Genomic DNA, 19,404 nt, shown 5'->3' with positions numbered 1-19,404 from the left:
ATACGTATTAACGGCGAAGATGGAGATGTGTGCGAGCAGGTGGTTGGCCGATGAACAATCACCGACCAACTTCGACCTATGCAGAGAAGGCTTTAACCCGCTCTCGGTACTCGTCAAGGCGAGACGGCGTCATCATGGCGCGCGCATCGTCAAGCACCAGCCCGCCAAGCTCATCGGCAATCTGCTGTGCGGTTTGTAGCATCAGTTTGAAGTTTTGTTCCGGCTCACCATAACAAGGCAGAGTCATAAAGAAGCTAATTCCCGGCGTTTCAAAGCCATCAATATGACCGATATCAAAGGTGCCTGGTTTTACCATGTTCGCGACACTAAACAGCACCTTGCCTGTGCCTGACGGATCGGAATGACGGTGATAAATCCCCATATCACCAAAGCGCAGACCATGCTGTTCAAGGCTGTTGGTTAACTCAAGACCGTTGAAAATGGCATTGTTGTTGGCATGAACATGCAAAACAAGCACTTCAGTTTCATCTTCCGTCTCAGCGGCATCATTTTGCTCAGCGTCATGCTCGGCAGTGTCTGGTTGCGGCGTGTCATCACTGACCGGCGCAGTATCCTCACCGTCTTCTGCTTGATGGGCGGTAAATGGCGCGGCGGATTGCTCGCTAGCGGCAGGCTCAGGGGCATCGTCAGCTGCCGACATGGATGGAAAAGCAGGCTCGACGGGGTCTGTCTTCGCCGATTCGTCGGCGAATAAGGGGTCGACATCGGGTTTATCACCAAAACTAACCGCTGGCTCTTTGCGGCTGGGTTTAGGATTGTCACCAGAGGCGCTTTTGACGACTCGGACTGCGCCTATCCCGTCTTGATCAAACCCTTGGTCGTCTTTGCTGTCATCCAATTTTCCCAGCGGCTTTTCACCAAACTTGGTGCTCTTTTCTTTCTTATTGGTCCAGAGGCCATGCAACAGCAAAGCTGCAATTGCTAATGCTCCCAAAACAATCAGTACAAGGCGCAATTCCTGCATCGTCGATTCTCAAATCTGTGTTTGTTCAGCGTATTGATTAGCTTATGGCATAGCGTGCGCAGATACGCAAACGCTTTGTCGATCATAAGCGGGCCACATTGACTAACGCAATGCGTAATCGGTCAACTTAGTTAACTGTATCAAAAGTTGGAGAGAATTTARCGAATACAGCGACAGAAATGCGTAAAGTTTCCACGCATTTGACCGTTGTCAGCACCTCGGTTGGGCCAGTAGTATAACCACAAATCAAAAAGGAGATGTCATGACCCACCGTGTTCATCCTCAGCCTCGAAGCGGGGCTGGCTATTTGTTACAAGGTTTTTCACTAATGCTGACGCCGGGATTACGGCGTTTTGTCGTGATCCCGATTATCGTCAATGTGTTATTGATGGGCGGCGCATTTGCTTATTTGTTGTCTCAATTTGGCGATTGGATTGATACTTGGCTTGCGACCCTCCCAGAATGGCTGTCTTGGCTGTCGTTTGTGCTTTGGCCGCTGGTCGTGATTGCTATCTTAGTGGTGTTTTCCTACTTCTTTAGCACTTTAGCTAACTGGATTGCAGCACCATTCAACGGTTTATTGGCGGAACATTTAGAGGCCAAGCTGACCGGCGCCCCCTCGCCCAATGACGGCATGCTCGATGTGGTTAAAGATCTGCCACGGGTAATGAAACGCGAATGGCAAAAACTGATGTACTACATTCCCAAGGCGCTGGGATTGCTGCTGCTATTAYGGATCCCCGCCTTAGGCCAAACACTCGGTCCTGTGTTGTGGTTTGTATTCAGTGCTTGGATGATGGCCATTCAATATTGTGACTATCCGTTTGATAACCACAAGGTGGCCTTCCCCACCATGCGCGACAGCCTGAAACAACGCAGAGGCACATCACTCAGCTTTGGGGCTGTGGTGATGCTGTTTACCATGACGCCAGTCCTGAACCTGTTAGTTATGCCTGCTGCCGTATGTGGCGCCACTGCATTATGGGTCGACACTTATAAGTCACGACTCGGGCGTTACTAGCTGGTTGTGACCTTACCCAAAAGCCTCTACGCTCAGAGAGAAAAGCTCACAATTTCAGTGGGCTTTTCTTCTATTTGCCAATCATATATTGGTCGATGTCACAATAAGATATAACCAACTGATCCTTTTCAAAACAGGCATCAGAGATATGCTTATAGCCAAACTAATCGGTGTCATGAAGGAACGATACAATGGGTAAGATTTACGAAGACAACACACAAACTATCGGTAATACCCCGCTGGTTCGCCTCAATCGCGTAGCTAAGCCAAACGTGCTCGCCAAAATCGAAGCGCGTAACCCGAGCTTCAGCGTCAAGTGCCGAATCGGCGCCAACATGATTTGGGACGCCGAGAAAAAAGGCACCTTGAAACCCGGTATTGAGCTGATTGAACCGACCAGTGGTAACACGGGGATTGCACTCGCTTATGTTGCCGCCGCACGGGGTTATAAACTCACCCTAACGATGCCTGAGTCGATGAGCTTAGAGCGTCGTAAGCTGCTTAAAGCGCTGGGCGCGAAGCTGGTGCTGACCGAAGCGCCGAAAGGCATGAAAGGAGCGATCGCAAAAGCAGAAGAAATCATGGCCGCAGAGCCCGGCAAATACCTAATGCTGCAACAGTTCGATAACCCTGCTAACCCTGAAATTCATGAAAAGACCACGGGACCTGAGCTGTGGGACGATACAGATGGTGAGATTGACGTGTTTGTTGCGGGTGTCGGTACCGGCGGAACACTGACCGGTGTTAGCCGCTACATCAAAAACACCCAAGGTAAGGCGATCACGACCGTCGCCGTTGAGCCTGCAGAGTCGCCTGTGATTGCACAAACTTTGGCCGGTGAAGATGTGCAACCTGCCCCTCACAAAATTCAAGGCATTGGCGCGGGCTTTGTTCCTAAAAACTTGGATGTCAGCCTGATCGACAAAGTGGTTTCCGTCACCTCAGATGAAGCCATCGAAATGGCACGTCGTCTGATGGAAGAAGAAGGCATTTTGGCCGGTATTTCATCAGGTGCGGCTGTGGTCGCTGCCAACAAAATTGCTGAGCTTCCTGAGTTTGCAAACAAGAAGATCGTCACAATTTTGCCAAGTGCTGCAGAACGTTATCTCAGCTCACCGCTATTCGCAGGCATGTTTACCGAGCTAGAAAACGAACAGTAACAGCAGGTTAGTGCGTAAAGCACATTTACCTCCCCCTGACAAAAGGCCCACATCGGGCCTTTTTTGTTTGATTTTTATATTAAGCTTTAGTAAAAAACGTCTGCCTTTTTATTTTCCGCATCAAAATAAAAGCGACATCACCTGATGAGCGGAAGGTCAAAAACGGCAAAAAGATGACAGGAAATTGACATGGATTAAGCTATACGGTCAATTTCTTGGTTAGGTTAACGCCAACGGATAGCGAAAATGCCCGTCAGCGGTTAAGCTAATCTTAGATTTAATACATAGATTTAAAAAAATAGAGATACGGGGTGAATCATGTATAAGAAGCAAGTTGAAATTACTGCAGAAAACGGCCTACACACTCGTCCAGCAGCGCAGTTCGTGAAAGATGCGAAAGCCTATGATGCTGACATCACTGTTGAGTCTAACGGTAAAAGCGCGAGCGCAAAAAGCCTGTTCAAACTTCAAACCCTTGGCTTGACCAAAGGCACCATGGTGACTATCTCTGCTGAAGGTGCGCAAGCACGCTGGAGTAATCCGGCTCTTTTTCTATCGGTTTTAAGTTTGGTAAACGTAAGGTAAAGCTATGATTTCAGGCATCCTGGCATCACCTGGTATTGCTTTCGGTAAAGCACTGCTGCTGCAAGCAGAAGACGTTGTAATCAATAAAAACAAGATTGCCGCGTCTCAAGTCGATCAAGAAATTCAGCGCGTATTGGATGCTCGCGAAAAGTCTAAGACGCAACTTGAAGCGATCAAAGACAAAGCAAGGGAAACCTTCGGCGAAGAGAAAGAAGCCATCTTCGAAGGTCACATCATGCTGCTAGAAGATGAAGAGCTGGAAGAAGAAATTGTCAGCTTCATCAAGTCAAACCTAGCAACCGCCGACCACGCCATCTACAGCGTKATYGAAGAACAAGCGGTGACGCTTGAGTCACTCGACGACGATTATCTGAAAGAGCGCGCCGCCGACATACGTGATATAGGTTCACGCTTYGTGAAAAACGCGCTAGGCATCAACATGGTGTCTCTCAGTGCAATTAACGAGCAAGTGATCTTGGTCGCCAACGATTTAACGCCTTCTGAAACGGCGCAAATCGACCTGAACCATGTGCTGGGCTTTATCACAGACATTGGCGGACGTACGTCTCACACCTCGATTATGGCACGCTCACTTGAGCTTCCAGCCGTGGTGGGTACTAACGATGCGACTGCGAAAATTAAAAATGGCGACATGCTGGTACTGGATGCCGTAAACAACAAGATTGTTGTGAACCCATCTGAAGACGAGTTGGCGAAATTTAAAGCCATTCGCGATCAGTACCAAGCGGAAAAAGCTGAGCTGGCGAAATTGAAAGATTTGCCTGCCATTACGCTGGACGGTCACCAAGTTGAAGTCTGCGGTAACGTAGGTACTGTCAAAGACTGTGACGGTGTCAACCGTAACGGTGGTGAAGGTGTCGGTCTTTACCGCACCGAGTTCCTATTTATGGACCGTGATTCACTGCCTACCGAAGAAGAACAGTATCAAGCGTACAAAGCGGTCGCTGAGGCGGTTGATGGTCATCCAGTGATCATCCGTACCATGGACATTGGTGGCGATAAAGACCTGCCATACATGGACCTGCCTGACGAAATGAACCCATTCTTGGGTTGGCGTGCAGTGCGTATCAGCTTGGATCGTCGTGAAATTCTGCGTGACCAACTCCGTGCTATTTTGCGTGCATCTGCACACGGTAAAGTCCGCGTGATGTTCCCAATGATCATCTCTGTTGAAGAAATCCGTGAGCTGAAAACCGCGCTAGAGACCTACAAAGCTGAGCTGCGTGAAGAAGGCCTCGCCTTTGATGAGTCACTAGAAATCGGTGTGATGGTAGAAACACCAGCAGCCGCCGCCATTGCGCATCACCTTGCTAAAGAAGTCGACTTCTTCAGCATCGGAACCAACGATTTGACCCAGTACACCCTGGCTGTCGATCGTGGCAACGAACTGATTTCTCACTTGTACAATCCGCTGTCACCGGCAGTATTGACGGTTATCAAGCAAGTGATTGATGCCTCACATGCCGAAGGTAAATGGACCGGAATGTGCGGAGAACTTGCAGGGGATGAGAAAGCAACGTTACTATTGATGGGTATGGGCCTGGATGAGTTCAGTATGAGTGCCATCTCTATCCCTCGCATCAAGAAGATTATCCGTAATGCCAACTTTGCTGATGTGAAAGCGATGGCCGACACAGCCCTCAATCTGCCAACTGCGGCAGAAATCGAAGCCTATGTCGAAAAATTTATTGCGGAAAAAACCGTCTGCTAATATACAATCAGCAAAGAATTACTGCTTAGGAGCAACACTATGGGTCTGTTCGACAAACTGAAGAAGTTGGTGTCTGAAGACAGCAACGACGCAAGTGCTATTGAAATTATCGCCCCATTATCGGGTGAGATCGTCAACATTGAAGACGTGCCTGATGTTGTGTTTGCTGAGAAAATCGTCGGTGATGGCATTGCAATCAAGCCTTCAGGCGACAAAATGGTAGCACCTGTAAACGGTACTATCGGTAAGATTTTCGAAACCAACCACGCTTTCTCTATCGAGTCTGAAGATGGCGTTGAGCTTTTCGTTCACTTCGGTATTGATACCGTTGAGCTGAAAGGCGAAGGCTTTAAGCGTATTGCAGAAGAAGGCCAAACAGTGAAAGCGGGCGACACCGTGATCGAGTTTGACTTGGGCATGCTGGAAGAAAAAGCTAAATCAACGCTAACACCGGTTGTTATCTCTAACATGGACGAGATCAAAGAGCTGACTAAGCTTTCTGGTGCCGTCACTGTGGGTGAAACACCTGTACTGCGCGTGACCAAGTAATTCAAATTTGGTCGACGATAAGAAAACGCAGCCTCCGGGCTGCGTTTTTTATTGCCCGTTATGCAACACCGGGTTGGCTAAGACGCTCCACATATTGCGCTAACGTGGTCTGTGAAGGCATAAACATAATGGCGCCGGTCACCGCTTGGGTAAAGCTTAACATCATGTCGGTTTTGCCATCGCGTTCACCAAACATGCTATCTAACATCACATCCAACGGATGTTGCTGTTGGCAATAGGCGAGGAACAATAGCCCATGCTCGCCACTGACACTGCCGTATKGCAGGCTCTGACGAAGAATTTTCAGGCCGACCCCGTTTTCTTTGATGTCCACCCGCCCAACGTGGGATGTATCCGGCATGTCCTCAAGTTCGATGGAGTCAGGCTTGGTGCGTCCAATCACCTTTTCTTGTGCCGCTTGCTGTAACCGCTCCCAAGCTGGTAGATCATGGACATAGCGTTGGACCAAAGCCACACTACCTCCAGCAAACGGTCCGTCTGGGATCACTGCAACCGCTTCACGCGCAAGGCCTTGCGGATTTTCCGTGCCATCGATAAAGCCTGTCATATCACGCGCATCGAGATAGCGGAACCCTGCTGTTTCATCCACCACATCCACGACTTTCTTAATGGGCATTAACCATTGTTGAAAAACATAGAAATTCAAATCGTGCCGCAAACCATGAAGATGAATAAAAACATCACAGTCAGTGTGAGGCGCCCGATGTTTGCGACTCTCTCGGGGACGAAAGTCTGTCACGCCCTCCGGATAAGCTAACCCGTGGGCACGACAAAAAGCAGGGCTAAATCCGACCGCCACGCCCATCTGAGCATCACCGAAGACCTCTTGCGTTTGCTTAGCAATCTCAGTCAACCGCTGACATTGCTGTAGCACCAAGGCCGCATCGTCAGTGACCTTAAGCATCACATACAATGCATAGGGTCCACCATCAGGGACAATCGCGGACTGTGCCTGTGTCATGTTACTTCTCCTTTGTACTTATTTTTGTCTGTGGCGCTTAAATGTAAGCCGCGGATAAATTGGTAAAAAAAACGTTTCACCCGTCGGCTTCTTAACCAATACAAGCTCCCCCACACCACCCATAATCCGTGGCATGCAATCAACCAATGAAACTGCCCGTCAGTGGCCATTAACGTCCTAAGCACCTGCGCCCCTTCCCAGCACCAGACCGGCCAAATTAAGGCATAGCCCCAATGCCAAAGGCGCTGAGCCCACCAAGGTGCACGGTGACAATTGCCAACCAACAACAGAAGTATGAGAGGCAACATGCCGACCGCCAAACTGGCGTACAAGGCAGATTTGTCTGGATAAAATAGTGCCAGCAATTCACTGCCTTGCTGTCGACTAACCCCTGCCATCGCCAGCAGCCACCATGCACGGCTTAATAAAATAAGACAGATCAGATAAGTTACGGGCGCTTTTAAAAAGCCCTTCTCGTCATAATGATGAAGTGTGTCCATGTGTATGCCAATATCATTGCGCTATTGACCAACATGACGCCCACGCCGAAAAACTGCAAGATCCTGATGAGAATTTGTTACTCTATTCACCTGATTTATCATCCTCAGTACGGAGCGAACATGGGTAAACAAGCAGCCGCTGTCTCGCCTGAAACACAGCAAGAAGCCATGCGTGTGGCCAAAGCGACACAAAAGCCCGGGCAAACCAAAGCCCAAACCAAACTGATTGCCCAAGGCATCGAGAAAGGTATTGCGCAATATAAGAAAGAGCAAAAAGCCAAAGCACGCGCACACGACAAAGCTCGGAAGAAAAAACAAAAACAAGCGAGTGAGCACACCGACACTGTCACTGCTAGCGCACCGCCACAACCGACAACATCTGCGCGCGATCGCAGCGATAGCCGCCTACCTTGGCTATTATTGGTGATCAGTTGGATTGGCTTTATTGGTTACCTATGGGTGGGATAATGATAAGAACACGGACATTGGGGTTACTCGTGGCATTGACGCTTACAGGGTGCTCGACAGGAGACAAGATCATGAAACAGCCGCCGGTTACCGCCTGTGGAGACAGCCCTAACTGCGTATCAAGCAAGGATACTCGACCCAAGTTTGCATTATCACCTTTCACCCTGACCAGTGAGTCTGTCCGGTTTGACGATATCGTCAACACCATTGCCAGTCTATCGGGCGCGAAGCTTATCTCTCAACAAGATAACTATGCCCACTTTACCTTCACGACCCCAGTGCTGCGCTTTGTCGACGACGTCGAAATATCAGTGCACGGCACAGAACTGACGCTGCGCTCCGCATCTCGTGTTGGCTACTATGATTTTGGTGCCAATCGACGACGCGCTGACGCAATTCGTCAGGCTTTACGCGATACCAAACTCATTACACCGTCGCCTTAGTTGATATAAGAACGAATATCGCGCTTCTTATCTTCAACCCAGTCGCGGCGGAAGGGGCCCCAGTCTTTTAGCTGGTAGTACCCATCATTATGGCGCTTGCCATCTTGGATAAAGGTCATATCGATTCCCAAGCCCGATAGCGACTTTAAGACATCTTGAATGGTGCGACGTGGCCAGCCCGTCGCTTCAATTAAGCGCGGTACATTAGGACGTTCCATTTCTTCAACAAGCGCGGCGAGATACAAGCGCCGTGCAAACACAGGATTTAGTTCCATACGAACCTCCGAAAGTTCTGATTAATCCCATTATTCATGTCGGGTAATAGGAGGTTTTGCGTTCGATCAAAACGCCATCAAATCGACGTGCTGCAGGCGTATTTAGCGGGAGAATTCACAGTCTGCACGAGATCTCTACCTTGCTATTCATCAGCACATCGATCCCGCGCTAGGTATTGCGTTCACTCTCAACCAGTGTCACTCTTTAATCACGCAAAAACACGACCTAAAAAATCATGACAACTATATTTGGCATTAAAAACTGCGACACCCTAAAAAAAGCGCTGAAATGGTTAGATAACCAAGGTATCGACTATCAGTATCACGATTATCGCAAGGATGGCTTAGACGCGTCGCTGCTGCGCACCTTCGTTGCTGAGCTCGGCTGGGAAGCGTTGGTGAATAAACGCGGTACGACCTACCGCCAACTGAGCGATGAGCAAAAAGCCAGCCTCGATGAAGCCAGTGCGATAGCCATCATGCTCGATAACCCTGCGATCATTAAACGTCCCCTACTCGTACACAAGGGTAGCTACTATCTCGGCTTTAAAGAGAACCAATTCGCTGACATTTTTGCGTAATGTGATATTCCGTTTATTCTCGTTGTAAGGAAACTAAGATGACTGACAGTGCTACCCTGTCTTTGGCAAAAGATTTGATTAACCGTGAATCAGTCACCCCAGAGGATGCGGGCTGCCAAGATGTAATGATTGCACGCTTAAAAGCATTGGGCTTTACCATTGAGCCGATGGTCTTTGAAGATACCACCAACCTGTGGGCACGCCGTGGCACCCAAGGACCATTATTTGCCTTTGCTGGTCATACCGATGTGGTGCCCGCCGGACCGCGCGATCAGTGGCACACGCCACCGTTTGAAGCCGTGGTGATTGACGACCATCTCCATGGTCGCGGCGCCGCCGATATGAAAGGTTCACTGGCCGCAATGGTGGTGGCGGTTGAGCGTTTTGTCGCTGAAAACCCAAACCACCCCGGCTCGATTGCCTTTTTGATCACCTCGGATGAAGAAGGGCCATTTATCAATGGTACGACGCGCGTGGTTGATACACTGGTCGCACGCGGTGAAATCATTGATATGTGCATTGTTGGTGAACCTTCGAGTACTCATCATGTGGGGGATGTGGTCAAAAATGGCCGTCGCGGATCGATCACCGGCGATTTGTATGTGCAAGGCACTCAAGGGCATGTGGCCTATCCTCACTTAGCCAATAACCCCGTGCATCAGGCCATGCCAGCCCTGACTGAGCTCGCGCAAACGGTGTGGGATAACGGGAACGACTTCTTCCCTCCGACCAGCTTTCAAATTCCTAACATTCAAGCGGGAACTGGGGCTGCGAATGTGATCCCGGGCGAGTGTCATGCACAGTTTAACTTCCGCTTTAGTACCGAGCTTGATAGCGAAACCATCAAGCAACGGGTCTACTCCATCCTTGATGCTCACGGGTTGGAGTATCGTCTTGAATGGACCCATAGCGGCGATCCCTTTTTAACCGACAAAGGCACCCTACTCGATGCGGTGGTCGAAGCGGTGGAAGAAGTCAATCATCAAACGCCCCAGCTGTTAACCACAGGCGGCACGTCGGATGGTCGCTTTATTGCTAAAATGGGCGCACAAGTGATTGAACTGGGTCCGGTGAATGCCACAATTCATAAAGTGAACGAGTGCGTCAGCATTCCCGATCTTGAAAAGCTCACCGACATGTACCAAAAAGTGCTGGAGAAAGCCCTACGTTGACCTTAAGCCTTGCACAATTAACCGGGCAAGATACGCAATTTCTCGTGCCAATCAATGCCCGGCCAAATGCGCCTTGTTTGCACCCCGAAGTGCTTGAGCACCTTGAGGCATTGCGCCACAGTGCGCATCAAGCCGGCTTTACGCTAACCATCGCCAGTGCTCATCGGTCTTTTGATAGACAACTGGCGATTTGGAATGGCAAATATCGAGGCGAAAAGCCGGTCTTAGACGACCACGGCCAACCGATTGACATTCACACCCTCACGGATAATGAGCGAGTGCGAGCAATATTGCGTTGGTCCGCCCTGCCGGGCACCAGCCGTCATCATTGGGGAACGGATTTGGATGTGTTTGACCGACAGGCATTGGCACCCGGTGAATCGTTAGCGCTGACACAAGCAGAATACGATCATGGGCCTCAGGCCCGATTCGCAACCTGGCTGCACGCTCATGCGCCGCGCTACGGATTTTTCTTCCCCTATGCGCAGGACCAAGGAGGCGTCGCGCGCGAGCCGTGGCATATTAGCCATATCGCCACCAGCCAATCTCTGCTTAATGCCTTGACCTTAGATGGCTTGCATCACGTAATTGCGCAAGCGCCCATTCTGGGACAGCAGGCTATTCTTGAACAACTAGATTGGATATATTCAACCTATGTCACCAACATCTGCGAGGTGCACTCATGGAATGGCTAACCAATCCTTATGTGATTATCGCGATTGTGGTCGCGGTCGTGGTCAGCAATATTATGGCGCTTAAGTACACAGCGAATGCTAAGTTTGGGCTTAAATATAAAGATAAACCTGACGATAAAACCGACGCTGACGAAACACACCCCGACGACACTCCATCGACAAAAAAATAGCGCCATCATGGCGCTATTTTCTCTTAAACAAACGCAAACGTTTGCGTTTTTAAGCCAAAAAATTACAGGTTCAGGCCGATACGCTTCGCCACTTCGATGTAGGCTTCAACAACGCCACCCAAACCTTGACGGAAGCGGTCTTTATCCAGTTTTTCTCGGGTGTTGGCATCCCACAAACGGCAGCCATCTGGGCTAAACTCGTCACCGAGGACAATGTTACCTTGATGGTCAACACCAAACTCGAGTTTGTAATCCACCAGCAACAAGTCACCTTCAGCAAACAAAGCTTTCAGCACATCATTAACCTGATAGGTCAGCGCTTTCATGGTCTCCAGTTGTGCTTGTGTGGCAAACCCTAGCGACTCACAGAGCGATTCATTGACCATAGGGTCATGCAACGCATCATTTTTAAGAAACAGCTCAAATGTCGGTGGCGTCAACGCCGTGCCTTCTTCAACGCCTAGGCGACGACACAAAGAGCCGGCGGCAATATTACGGACCACACATTCTACTGGGATCATCTCCAGTTTTTTTACCACCGCTTCGGTATCAGACAGTAGTTGATCCATTTGGGTCGGGATGCCAGCAGCTTCCAGCTTTTGCATGATGAAGTGGTTAAACTTGTTATTCACTTCCCCTTTGCGATCTAGCTGCTCCACTCGCTCACCGTCAAACGCAGAGGTGTCGTTACGAAAGTGCAGAATAAAGCGGTTTTCATCATCAGTTGCATACACAGACTTCGCTTTGCCGCGATACAACTCAGCACGTTTTTCCATTACCTATACTCTCCATTAGGCGCTAAAAACGAGGGACGCCATAAGGCGTCCCTGGGTGATTATGGGGTTGGCGCATTGCCAAGCTGGGCAATAACCGCTTTCAGTGCAGGACTCAAGGCTTTGAGCGTTTCCTCTTTCACTGGTTTCCCTTTGCTGGTGGTCACGTTGATTGAGGTTCGGTTCCCCAAATCGCCTAACAGCAAGGTATAGCTATTATCGCTTAAACTAATTGGCGCAACGCCCAACGCTTGCCAACTTTCATCGCTGGGTGCGACGTGGCGTGTTTTCACAGTGCCTTGCGACTGATTGCGGCTTTCAATGGAAAAACCGAGCGGCTTGATGATCGCTGGCAGCTTTTCCCACACCACATCATACGGCGCGCGGGCAATAATAACCGGCAAACCGCTGCGATCAGTGCCAAAGCTGATTGGAATATCAGACTGGCGCTGCTGTGCGACACGGCGAGCTTCGGMACGCAAGGCGGCATCATGAGTCACCGTGATCAAATTAGTCATCAAGGTGTTATAACGCTCGCTTAGGGCGGGTGTCAGCGGCTGCTCACCTTTTTGCGCACGCCATTCAATCAAGTTGACACCGAGGGCGAAACGACGGCCCTGCTCCAGGCGAGCAATACGAAAGCGCGCCTGATGCTCGCTGTCTTCTTTTTCCCACGCAATCCAGCCCGTCTCGAGCTGATTCTCTTCGCGCTGAGCAACCGGGATGGTGCCGTCATCCGCCAAGCGCTCCACGGTTTGCCAAAGTGAAGACAGCTGCTTTTCATTCACCACCGCTAAGGTAACCCCGCGGCTGTCTCGCTCAATGCGTGCTCCCGGCACGAGGTCCAACACCTGACGCGGCGGACGAATGTCTACGTCTTTGCCCACCTCTCCCTCAAAATCTTGTGATGGGATTTGGTAGTTGGTTGAAAAGTAGGGCGCTTGGTCTGGCAAAGTTTGCCATTCTGAAAGCGGGGTCGTGTTTAAATAGTCGAAATCATCTTTCGCCTGACGACGTTGCTCGGCGCCACCACTGCAAGCAACCAATCCGGTTACCATGATGGCACAAAGGCCGAGCCTAAATACTGGTTTCATTCGCACTCCAACAGCTTAAACAACACCTGCAACCTGCATGGCCTCGCGCACGGTGGGGCGCAAGTGTTCGCTTAATTCGGTTAATGGCAGACGTAGATGGCCATCCTCAATCAAGCCCATTTCACGGACTGCCCATTTCACAGGAATCGGATTGGCCTCGTCAAAGAGGTGGCGATGCAATGGGATCAAGGTTTCGTTAATCGCGTGTGCTTGGTCAGCCTCTCCGGCACGGGCGAGTTGGATCATTTTCGCCATCTGTGCCGCAGCCACGTTATTGGTTACGGAGATCACACCGTGGCCCCCTGCAAGCACAAAATCGAGCCCTGTTAAATCATCGCCACTGAATAAGAGGAAATCGTCGCCACAAAGTTCCTTATGAATGGCTACGCGGCTCACATCTGCCGTGGCATCTTTTAAGCCGATGATGTTGTCAAACTGTGCCAAACGCGCCACGGTTTCGGGTTGTAAGTCAACGGCGGTACGCCCAGGCACGTTGTACAAGATTTGTGGTAAATCGCTTGCTTCGGCGATCGCTTTGTAATGCTGGAACAAGCCTTCTTGAGTGGGCTTGTTGTAATAAGGGGTCACGCTCAAACAAGCTGCAACGCCTGAGCCTGCAAACATTTTACTGAAGGTAATAGCTTCATGAGTGGCATTGGCCCCCGTACCCGCGATCACAGGGATACGGCCATCGGCGAATTCCAAGGTCTTTAAAACGACCTTGATATGTTCGTCAACCGTAACAGTCGACGACTCACCGGTCGTACCAACTGCGACAATAGCATCGGTTCCCGATTGGATATGGAACTCGACCAGTTTTTTCAGGCTAACGTAATCAACTTCGCCGTGTGCATCCATTGGTGTGACAAGCGCCACAATGCTTCCAGAAACCATGTTTGTCTCCCTTCGTGTTAATGATGCAATGTTACTTTTGGCGTCTGGCAAACACAAGAACAACCCTACGCGCAACACAGGATTACCAGAAAATTTTTTCGTCGCTGCCAGACCGTGTGATTAAGGTACCATTCAAGGTGACCAACATGGGGTTAATTTCCGGTCAAAGGATGTCAGCGCACAGTGATCGCCACATCAGCGGGTTGCGTAAATTCGTCAAGTCCCTATCATCGTTGAATAACTCGCGAACAACAAAAAGGAAACCTCTCGCATGCAAACCTTGACTGCTGGCGCCACCGCGCCTGACTTCTCACTACAAGATCAAAATGGCGATACGGTCACGCTTAGCCAATTCAAAGGCGACAAGCGTGTTCTGGTTTACTTTTACCCAAAAGCCATGACCCCGGGCTGTACGACGCAAGCTTGCTCACTGCGTGATACCAAAGCAGAACTGGATGCGTTGGACACCGTGGTGTTGGGGATAAGCCCCGATCCGGTAAAAAAACTGGCGCGCTTTGTTGAGCGTGACTCACTGAATTTCACCTTGTTAAGCGACGAAGACCACGCTGTCGCGGATGCTTTTGGTGTTTGGGGACCGAAGAAATTCATGGGTAAAGAGTACGATGGCATTCATCGCCTCAGCTTTTTGATTGACAAAGATGGCAATGTTGAACATGTGTTCAACAAGTTTAAAACCAAAGACCATCACCAAGTTGTGTTGGACTACTTACAGCAAGCCTGATAGCGGTTAGCGCCGTCCATTTCCCTTAACGACAAAGAGCATGGCAAACGCCATGCTCTTTTTGTGGGAGCCAATACGCCATTAACCCACGGGTTTGGCTAATCCTTCTGGGTAGCCTCGCTCCGTCGCTAATTGACACGCGGTCGCAACAATCTGCGCGTGACTCGGACGCGGCAAAGGATAGGTTGCGTCAGGCGAAAGCCATCCAACATCTTCAAAGTGCGAGAGAACCTTGTTTATAGCAGTCAGTGCCGAAGAGGCTTTGACAATCTCTAAACGTGCATAACGCTCACCATCGAACGACACATCAGAGGCACGCAAAGACGGATCCTCTCCGGGGATCTGTTGTGCGCCACATAGTGGTTTCCCCCCCACTTCAGCGTCCTGAAAATCAGGGAGCCACTGCGCGAAGTGCGCAATTGCCCGCTCGGTGCGCTCGCAGGCATGTGACCATGACCAACCTTGATCAATGTTTTTCACATACTCGGCAGCCACAGCCGGCTGTGCCGAGTCGTGGGTGCTACTGACTAAGCCCCCTTCGAACAAAGTAATGTCTTTGGTCATGCCATGGAGCTGGAAGAAGCCATCAGGATACGGAGTCAGCTGCGCCATGCCTTGTGGCGTACCGCGTTCACCGTGAACAATGATTTCTGGCCACTGACAAGTACTGCTTGGCCAATGGGCAATGTAAGCCGCTTTGTATTCGACAAGACGACGACGCGCAAAACCCGCTTGATCATCAATGGTACCGGTTCTAAAACCCGCCGCATTAATCAGATAATCCACATCCGTTGATTGAACTTGCCCGTGTGCATCTTGGTAGGTGACTGTCCACCCCGCGCCATTTGCTTGGGTGTTAATCACTTTATGATTAAACGCGAGCTGGCAGTGCGAGACGTCGGCAAGGGCGAATTGCGCTTCAGCGGCAAGGCGGAAAACACTCAAACCATACTCTTGTACCAATACCAGCGGATACTTCATGCTATCGAGGCGCAAGGACTGTGCAACGGGCCACATCCAGCGTTCGGCCGCGTCGGTTAAGCTTTCATAGTCTCGCTGTTTTAGCGCGGCTAAATCGGCTTGATGGAAGAGTCGAAAATACTCTTCGGGTTCGCCCATTACCTTGTTGGCATTATCCATCTCGACAAGTTGCGCGTAGCGTGCTTGCAGGGTTTCTAGGCGCGCAATCACACTATCCAGAGATCCTTTATCTTGCTGAGGAACAGCCAGAACCGTAGGACGACGGTTGACTGAGTGTGGGTACATGCGCACTGTCGCAACGGACTGCTCGAGCAAAGTTAAGCACTGATCGAGTGAAATTTCGCGGTAGAGGTTGCCCCCTGCATGCAAGTGGCAAATAGGTGGACCATTCACTAACCCAGTGCCTGCTTCAAACAACTGGGTGTCGATGCCACGCTCTGCCAGCCGCAGCGCCGCCGTTGTTCCCGCGACACCGCCACCAATGACCGCGACACGAAACCGATTTACCTGTGTTTGTTGTTGCCTATGTTGTTCCATGCCAACTCTTTTCTATGTACTGCTTTTTTTGGGCCAAATTGGTGCGGAAAAGGCACGCGCTTCCCCGCTCAACCTTGTTTATTAGAGCGGCGAACGTGAGATGGATCACTGAGCATCAGGTTTCGGATCGTCCTCAAGCTCAATCACAGGCAACGCCTGCCAAACCGCCTTCACCAAGGTCGCCAATGGAATAGCAAAAAATACGCCCCAAAAGCCCCAGAGTCCACCGAAAACCAGTACGGCTATTATGATGGCAACGGGATGCAAGTTGACAGCCTCAGAAAACAGCACTGGCACTAATACATTGCCATCAAGCGCTTGAATCACGCCATAAGCAATCATGACGTACCAAAACTCAGGCGTGAGTCCCCACTGAAACAGCGCCACGATTGCGATTGGTAAGGTGACAACCGCCGCGCCGATATAGGGGATCAGCACCGAGAACCCGGTCGCTACGCTAAGCAGTACCGCATACTCGAGCCCTAACACGCTGAACGTCACATAGCTCACGCTGCCTACGATCAAAATTTCCGTGACCTTGCCACGAATATAATTGGAGATTTGTTGGTTCATTTCATGACCCACACGCGAGGCTAAGCGTCGATTACGGGGCAATAAACCTTTAAACATGGCCAACATTTCTTGCTTATCTTTAAGCAGGAAAAATACCAACAGCGGCACTAACACGAGATACACCGCCAAAGCGACCAAGTTCACTAGCGAAGACAGGGATCCTTTCACCAAGGTTTCGCCCATACGTAGCACGTTATTTTGCAGCGTATCGACAAAAGTGTTGATCATATGAGGCTTGATCAATTCAGGATAGCGTTCAGGCAAGCTTAGCATCAGCGCCTGCACGTTATTAAACATGTTGGGCACATCCGCCACCAAGTTTACCCCTTGGTTCCAAATGGTCGGCACTAAACCAAAGGCCGCCATCATAGTCATGCCCACGAACAAAGTGCTGACCACCATCACCGACAAGGTGCGCGGCAAACCAATGCGGGTTAAGCGATTAACGGGCCAATCCAGTAAGTAAGCAATCACAATGGCAGCCAGTAACGGCGCCAGTAAATTGCCAAAGAAATAGATAGTGATAAAGCCAACCAGCAAGATGGCAACCAAGCTCACTGCATGTGGGTCGGAGAAGCGCCGCCGATACCAGCGGTTTAACATATCAAACATAATCGATCCGTTATTCTTTGGTTACTTTCAAGCGCGCCTGTTGTGGCCTATCCAGCCACTCGATGATAAAGGTTTGCTGTTCAAAATAGCGCGGAATGTCTTGTTGCGCGCCGGCATCCCCCAGCAAAATAATAAGCTGCTCACCCTGCCCTAACTGTGCGGCAGCACGTTTGGCAAGCAGTAATGCCATCGGGCAGACATGCTCACGTAAATCAAGCGTTTGACATTCCATTCTGTCTCACCGGTAGGTATTATCGCCTGCATTGTAATGGACATTAGACAGAACGCCAACGAAACCCACACGCATTTTATTGGTCTGTATCCTAGGTTACATTCCGTTTGCTAACGAAAGGTTCACGCTATCATGCCGCTACGTGCTTTGCGCCATTCACACTCTTTTCTGCCGTCTAAACGGTCGGGTCGCCGCTTGTTGGCCTATCTGTTAGCGGGCCTTTTGGCTACCGCCCCCGCTACCGCCAGCACCGAGCAATATGGATTCGATTTACCGGATATCGGCACCGCCGCTGCGGGGACACTGACCATTGCGCAAGAGAAGGAATTTGGTGATGCCTATATGCGGATGCTGCGCGCCAGTAAACCCATTATCAGCGACCCATTGCTTTCTGAGTATGTGAATGCGCTCGGCCATCGTCTTGTCGCCAATGCCAATGATGTGCGCACCCCTTTTCAGTTTATTCTCATTGATAACCAAGCGATTAATGCATTCGCGTTCTTCGGCGGTTATGTCGCTATGCATTCTGGCTTGTTTTTACATGCCAATACTGAGAGTGAACTTGCGTCCGTCATGGCGCATGAAATCGCCCATGTGACCCAGCGTCACTTAGCCCGCAGCATGGAAGACCAAGCCAAGAAATCCCCACTGACAGTGGCCGCACTGGTGGGGTCGCTGATGCTCGCCATTGCCGCACCAGAGGCCGGTATTGCCGCTGCCCATGCAGCCACAGCAGGCACCATTCAAAGCCGTATCAATTACACGCGCCGGAACGAAGAAGAAGCCGATCGGATCGGCATCGACACCTTAGCTCGCGCCGACTTCGATGTCAGCGCAATGCCTCGCTTTTTCACTCGACTGGCCGATGAATATCGCTACGCCAGTAAGATGCCGGAGTATTTCAGCACTCACCCGTTACCCGAATCACGTATCACCGACTCTCGGGCTCGAGCGCGGCAATACCCTCAAAAGCGTGTGCCTCTGTCGCCCGACTACCAACTGGCACGCGCTCGCATCGTTGCCCGCTATAGCGGCATCGCCGCCGAATCGGCAATGGATTGGTTCGAGCGTAAGCTGAAAAAAGCATCACCGGCGGAAAAACAAAGCCTCAACTATGGCGTGGCACTCTTGCACATTGATGCGCGTCGCTTCGATGAAGCACGCGCTTTGCTAACCCCCCTTATTCAAGCGCAACCAAACAATCGCTTTTTCATCGATGCGATGACAGATCTTGATATTGGCGAGAAGCACTTTGAGAAAGCGCTTTCACGGCTGAATGATGCACTCGCCAATCAGCCCGACAACCGCGTCCTACTCCTGAACCGTGCTTATACGTACGTCAAAGCCCAACGGGGTCAGGAAGCCATTCCTGCGCTCGAGCGTTATACCCATCAATATCCCGATGACAGTAACGGCTGGTTTTTGTTACAACAAGCGTACGAGAGTACCGGTACGCATCGGGATGGCGAGCTTGCCGCCCAAGGCGAGCGCTACGCGTTGCGTGGTCAATGGTCAAAAGCCATTCGTAATTACACACAAGCCAGCCAACTTGTCGAGTTGGGAAGCTTTGCACAAGCACGCTATGATGCGCGGCTTGATCAGCTTCGTCATCAGCAAGCGCGCTTTAACGCCCTAAAAGATCGTTAAT

The 19,404-nt window shown here is 50.5% G+C and carries 23 protein-coding genes; 13 read left to right on the top strand and 10 right to left on the bottom strand.

What is annotated here, in order from left to right; translation table 11 throughout:
• Positions 1 to 76: 76 nt before the first annotated feature.
• Positions 77 to 985, bottom strand: a complete 909-nt coding sequence (zipA, locus tag BZJ17_RS09240) for a cell division protein ZipA (RefSeq protein ID WP_077640519.1) — start codon at positions 983 to 985, stop codon at positions 77 to 79.
• Between the two features lie 262 nt (positions 986 to 1,247).
• On the opposite strand from zipA, the gene cysZ reads away from it, so the two are divergent.
• The 5 genes from cysZ (at position 1,248) to crr (ending at position 6,032) form a co-directional block, all read left to right on the top strand.
• Positions 1,248 to 2,006 carry a sulfate transporter CysZ gene (gene cysZ / locus BZJ17_RS09235; RefSeq protein WP_077640518.1) on the top strand — a complete coding sequence of 253 codons (759 nt, stop codon included), beginning with the start codon at positions 1,248 to 1,250 and terminating at the stop codon, positions 2,004 to 2,006.
• 191 nt (positions 2,007 to 2,197) lie between these two features.
• Complete coding sequence (cysK, locus tag BZJ17_RS09230) at positions 2,198 to 3,166, top strand: cysteine synthase A (protein WP_069587398.1); 969 nt, start codon at positions 2,198 to 2,200, stop codon at positions 3,164 to 3,166.
• A gap of 318 nt (positions 3,167 to 3,484) precedes the next feature.
• Complete coding sequence (locus tag BZJ17_RS09225; RefSeq protein WP_077640517.1) at positions 3,485 to 3,751, top strand: HPr family phosphocarrier protein; 267 nt, start codon at positions 3,485 to 3,487, stop codon at positions 3,749 to 3,751.
• A gap of 4 nt (positions 3,752 to 3,755) precedes the next feature.
• Positions 3,756 to 5,483, top strand: coding sequence for a phosphoenolpyruvate-protein phosphotransferase PtsI (gene ptsI / locus BZJ17_RS09220; RefSeq protein WP_077640516.1), 1,728 nt, complete (start codon positions 3,756 to 3,758; stop codon positions 5,481 to 5,483).
• Positions 5,484 to 5,522: 39 nt separating this feature from the next.
• Positions 5,523 to 6,032 (top strand): PTS glucose transporter subunit IIA, encoded by a 510-nt coding sequence (gene crr / locus BZJ17_RS09215; protein WP_069587401.1) that lies wholly within the window; start codon positions 5,523 to 5,525, stop codon positions 6,030 to 6,032.
• A gap of 58 nt (positions 6,033 to 6,090) precedes the next feature.
• Here crr and BZJ17_RS09210 read toward each other — a convergent pair whose 3' ends face one another.
• On the bottom strand, positions 6,091 to 7,014 hold the full coding sequence (locus tag BZJ17_RS09210; protein WP_077640515.1) for a Dyp-type peroxidase: 924 nt from the start codon (positions 7,012 to 7,014) through the stop codon (positions 6,091 to 6,093).
• Positions 7,011 to 7,514, bottom strand: a complete 504-nt coding sequence (locus BZJ17_RS09205; RefSeq protein WP_077640514.1) for a DUF2919 domain-containing protein — start codon at positions 7,512 to 7,514, stop codon at positions 7,011 to 7,013. The genes BZJ17_RS09210 and BZJ17_RS09205 overlap by 4 nt, the downstream gene beginning before the upstream one ends.
• Before the next feature lie 120 nt (positions 7,515 to 7,634).
• Between BZJ17_RS09205 and BZJ17_RS09200 the strand changes: the two genes are divergently transcribed.
• Positions 7,635 to 7,982 carry a DUF2956 domain-containing protein gene (locus BZJ17_RS09200; RefSeq protein ID WP_069587480.1) on the top strand — a complete coding sequence of 116 codons (348 nt, stop codon included), beginning with the start codon at positions 7,635 to 7,637 and terminating at the stop codon, positions 7,980 to 7,982.
• A gap of 71 nt (positions 7,983 to 8,053) precedes the next feature.
• Positions 8,054 to 8,425, top strand: a complete 372-nt coding sequence (locus tag BZJ17_RS09195) for a DUF1499 domain-containing protein (RefSeq protein ID WP_157893177.1) — start codon at positions 8,054 to 8,056, stop codon at positions 8,423 to 8,425.
• On the opposite strand, the gene BZJ17_RS09190 is transcribed toward BZJ17_RS09195, so the two are convergent.
• Complete coding sequence (locus tag BZJ17_RS09190; RefSeq protein WP_025740011.1) at positions 8,422 to 8,700, bottom strand: helix-turn-helix domain-containing protein; 279 nt, start codon at positions 8,698 to 8,700, stop codon at positions 8,422 to 8,424. The genes BZJ17_RS09195 and BZJ17_RS09190 overlap by 4 nt on opposite strands.
• Before the next feature lie 236 nt (positions 8,701 to 8,936).
• On the opposite strand from BZJ17_RS09190, the gene BZJ17_RS09185 reads away from it, so the two are divergent.
• The 4 genes from BZJ17_RS09185 to BZJ17_RS09170 are packed head-to-tail and all read left to right on the top strand — an operon-like array spanning position 8,937 to position 11,318.
• Entirely contained in the window at positions 8,937 to 9,281 is a 345-nt protein-coding gene (locus BZJ17_RS09185; RefSeq protein WP_108743802.1) for an ArsC family reductase, read from the top strand.
• Positions 9,282 to 9,319: 38 nt separating this feature from the next.
• Positions 9,320 to 10,453 (top strand): succinyl-diaminopimelate desuccinylase, encoded by a 1,134-nt coding sequence (dapE, locus tag BZJ17_RS09180; protein ID WP_077640511.1) that lies wholly within the window; start codon positions 9,320 to 9,322, stop codon positions 10,451 to 10,453.
• Positions 10,450 to 11,148: a M15 family metallopeptidase gene (locus BZJ17_RS09175; RefSeq protein ID WP_077640510.1), complete on the top strand. Its 699-nt coding sequence runs from the start codon at positions 10,450 to 10,452 to the stop codon at positions 11,146 to 11,148. The genes dapE and BZJ17_RS09175 overlap by 4 nt, the downstream gene beginning before the upstream one ends.
• The gene (locus BZJ17_RS09170; RefSeq protein WP_069587408.1) at positions 11,136 to 11,318 is read left to right on the top strand and encodes a DUF2897 family protein; all 183 of its coding nucleotides are present in this window, start codon (positions 11,136 to 11,138) and stop codon (positions 11,316 to 11,318) included. Before BZJ17_RS09175 ends, BZJ17_RS09170 begins: the two co-directional genes overlap by 13 nt.
• Before the next feature lie 62 nt (positions 11,319 to 11,380).
• Here the strand turns inward: BZJ17_RS09170 and purC are convergent, their stop codons facing one another.
• From purC to dapA, 3 genes are read right to left on the bottom strand one after another with little or no spacing between them, the layout of a single operon-like run.
• The gene (gene purC, locus BZJ17_RS09165) at positions 11,381 to 12,094 is read right to left on the bottom strand and encodes a phosphoribosylaminoimidazolesuccinocarboxamide synthase (RefSeq protein ID WP_077640509.1); all 714 of its coding nucleotides are present in this window, start codon (positions 12,092 to 12,094) and stop codon (positions 11,381 to 11,383) included.
• A gap of 59 nt (positions 12,095 to 12,153) precedes the next feature.
• Complete coding sequence (gene bamC, locus BZJ17_RS09160; protein WP_077640508.1) at positions 12,154 to 13,185, bottom strand: outer membrane protein assembly factor BamC; 1,032 nt, start codon at positions 13,183 to 13,185, stop codon at positions 12,154 to 12,156.
• A gap of 15 nt (positions 13,186 to 13,200) precedes the next feature.
• Positions 13,201 to 14,079, bottom strand: a complete 879-nt coding sequence (gene dapA, locus BZJ17_RS09155) for a 4-hydroxy-tetrahydrodipicolinate synthase (RefSeq protein ID WP_069587411.1) — start codon at positions 14,077 to 14,079, stop codon at positions 13,201 to 13,203.
• Between the two features lie 271 nt (positions 14,080 to 14,350).
• Between dapA and bcp the strand changes: the two genes are divergently transcribed.
• Positions 14,351 to 14,821, top strand: a complete 471-nt coding sequence (gene bcp, locus BZJ17_RS09150) for a thioredoxin-dependent thiol peroxidase (protein WP_077640507.1) — start codon at positions 14,351 to 14,353, stop codon at positions 14,819 to 14,821.
• 81 nt (positions 14,822 to 14,902) lie between these two features.
• On the opposite strand, the gene BZJ17_RS09145 is transcribed toward bcp, so the two are convergent.
• The 3 genes from BZJ17_RS09145 to BZJ17_RS09135 all read right to left on the bottom strand — a co-directional run bounded on the left by BZJ17_RS09145 (position 14,903) and on the right by BZJ17_RS09135 (position 17,756).
• Complete coding sequence (locus tag BZJ17_RS09145) at positions 14,903 to 16,339, bottom strand: FAD-dependent oxidoreductase (RefSeq protein WP_077640506.1); 1,437 nt, start codon at positions 16,337 to 16,339, stop codon at positions 14,903 to 14,905.
• A gap of 105 nt (positions 16,340 to 16,444) precedes the next feature.
• Positions 16,445 to 17,524 carry an AI-2E family transporter gene (locus tag BZJ17_RS09140; protein ID WP_069587414.1) on the bottom strand — a complete coding sequence of 360 codons (1,080 nt, stop codon included), beginning with the start codon at positions 17,522 to 17,524 and terminating at the stop codon, positions 16,445 to 16,447.
• Positions 17,525 to 17,534: 10 nt separating this feature from the next.
• On the bottom strand, positions 17,535 to 17,756 hold the full coding sequence (locus BZJ17_RS09135; RefSeq protein ID WP_077640505.1) for a sulfurtransferase TusA family protein: 222 nt from the start codon (positions 17,754 to 17,756) through the stop codon (positions 17,535 to 17,537).
• Positions 17,757 to 17,888: 132 nt separating this feature from the next.
• Here BZJ17_RS09135 and BZJ17_RS09130 point away from each other — a divergent pair, with 132 nt between their 5' ends.
• On the top strand, positions 17,889 to 19,403 hold the full coding sequence (locus BZJ17_RS09130; RefSeq protein ID WP_077640504.1) for a M48 family metalloprotease: 1,515 nt from the start codon (positions 17,889 to 17,891) through the stop codon (positions 19,401 to 19,403).
• The last annotated feature ends 1 nt before the right edge of the window (position 19,404 follow it).

This window comes from Salinivibrio sp. IB574 (assembly GCF_001996205.1).
Taxonomy (GTDB): domain Bacteria; phylum Pseudomonadota; class Gammaproteobacteria; order Enterobacterales; family Vibrionaceae; genus Salinivibrio; species Salinivibrio proteolyticus.
Note: the sequence above shows the minus strand (reverse complement) of the source record. Positions and strands in the feature narration are given on the sequence as shown.

Coding starts and splice junctions, on each gene's coding strand:
- zipA (WP_077640519.1), bottom strand. CDS start 985: ATGCAGGAATTGCGCCTTGTACTGATTGTTTTGGGAGCATTAGCAATT.
- cysK (WP_069587398.1), top strand. CDS start 2,198: ATGGGTAAGATTTACGAAGACAACACACAAACTATCGGTAATACCCCG.
- BZJ17_RS09225 (WP_077640517.1), top strand. CDS start 3,485: ATGTATAAGAAGCAAGTTGAAATTACTGCAGAAAACGGCCTACACACT.
- crr (WP_069587401.1), top strand. CDS start 5,523: ATGGGTCTGTTCGACAAACTGAAGAAGTTGGTGTCTGAAGACAGCAAC.
- BZJ17_RS09205 (WP_077640514.1), bottom strand. CDS start 7,514: ATGGACACACTTCATCATTATGACGAGAAGGGCTTTTTAAAAGCGCCC.
- BZJ17_RS09200 (WP_069587480.1), top strand. CDS start 7,635: ATGGGTAAACAAGCAGCCGCTGTCTCGCCTGAAACACAGCAAGAAGCC.
- BZJ17_RS09195 (WP_157893177.1), top strand. CDS start 8,054: ATGAAACAGCCGCCGGTTACCGCCTGTGGAGACAGCCCTAACTGCGTA.
- BZJ17_RS09190 (WP_025740011.1), bottom strand. CDS start 8,700: ATGGAACTAAATCCTGTGTTTGCACGGCGCTTGTATCTCGCCGCGCTT.
- BZJ17_RS09185 (WP_108743802.1), top strand. CDS start 8,937: ATGACAACTATATTTGGCATTAAAAACTGCGACACCCTAAAAAAAGCG.
- dapE (WP_077640511.1), top strand. CDS start 9,320: ATGACTGACAGTGCTACCCTGTCTTTGGCAAAAGATTTGATTAACCGT.
- BZJ17_RS09170 (WP_069587408.1), top strand. CDS start 11,136: ATGGAATGGCTAACCAATCCTTATGTGATTATCGCGATTGTGGTCGCG.
- purC (WP_077640509.1), bottom strand. CDS start 12,094: ATGGAAAAACGTGCTGAGTTGTATCGCGGCAAAGCGAAGTCTGTGTAT.
- dapA (WP_069587411.1), bottom strand. CDS start 14,079: ATGGTTTCTGGAAGCATTGTGGCGCTTGTCACACCAATGGATGCACAC.
- bcp (WP_077640507.1), top strand. CDS start 14,351: ATGCAAACCTTGACTGCTGGCGCCACCGCGCCTGACTTCTCACTACAA.
- BZJ17_RS09145 (WP_077640506.1), bottom strand. CDS start 16,339: ATGGAACAACATAGGCAACAACAAACACAGGTAAATCGGTTTCGTGTC.
- BZJ17_RS09140 (WP_069587414.1), bottom strand. CDS start 17,524: ATGTTTGATATGTTAAACCGCTGGTATCGGCGGCGCTTCTCCGACCCA.
- BZJ17_RS09135 (WP_077640505.1), bottom strand. CDS start 17,756: ATGGAATGTCAAACGCTTGATTTACGTGAGCATGTCTGCCCGATGGCA.
- BZJ17_RS09130 (WP_077640504.1), top strand. CDS start 17,889: ATGCCGCTACGTGCTTTGCGCCATTCACACTCTTTTCTGCCGTCTAAA.